The 751-nt window shown below is 66.3% G+C and carries 1 protein-coding gene; it reads left to right on the plus strand.

Annotated elements, in window-relative coordinates; genetic code table 11:
• Positions 1-751, plus strand: a 751-nt coding sequence (locus PQR67_RS38205; RefSeq protein ID WP_408467956.1) for an AMP-binding protein, incomplete at both ends; no start/stop codon positions are given.

Genomic DNA, 751 nt, shown 5'->3' on the forward strand with positions numbered 1-751 from the left:
GGGGGCTGAAGGTGTCGGCGCTGTCGGGCGAGGCGCAGACGGCGCGCTTCGATCTGGTGCTGAACGTGACGGAGGGCGAGGCACTGTCGGTGTCGCTGGGCTACGCGCGTGACGTGTTCGATGAGGCGGTGGTGGCGCGCATGCTCGATCACTATGTGGGGATTCTCGAACAGGTGTCGGCACATGAGTCGGCGCATGAGTCAGCACATGACGATGTGTATCTTGGACAGATCACGCTGGATATTGAGGACCGTTACCGCACGGCGATCGCGCGGCACGCGTTCAGTCCGGTGGGCGAGCGCTTTACGGCGCAGGCGCAGCGCCGGGGTGAGGCCCGAGCGGTGCATTGCGAAGGCGAGCGGCTGGACTATCGCGAACTGGAAGCGTGGTCGAACCGCGTGGCGCGGCATCTGGTGCAGCGCGGCGTGAAGGCGGACGAGCGCATTGGCCTGTGCATGACCCGCTCGGCGGGCCTGATTGCGTCGCTGCTGGGGGTGCTGAAGTCGGGGGCGGCGTTCGTGCCGCTGGATCCGGACTATCCGGAGGACCGGCTGGCCTACATGATGGAAGACGCGGGGGTGAGCCGGGTGGTGGTGGATGCGGCCACGGCGCGGCGTCATGGGGAGCTGCTCGCCGGGCGCGAGATGATCGCGATGGAAGCACTGCGGGACGAGGCTGACGACACAGACAACACCAGCAACACCAGCAACACCAGCAACACCAGCAACACCAGCAACACCAGCAACACCAG

It is taken from the genome of Paraburkholderia fungorum (genome assembly GCF_046026025.1).
Taxonomy (GTDB): Bacteria; Pseudomonadota; Gammaproteobacteria; order Burkholderiales; family Burkholderiaceae; genus Paraburkholderia; species Paraburkholderia fungorum_E.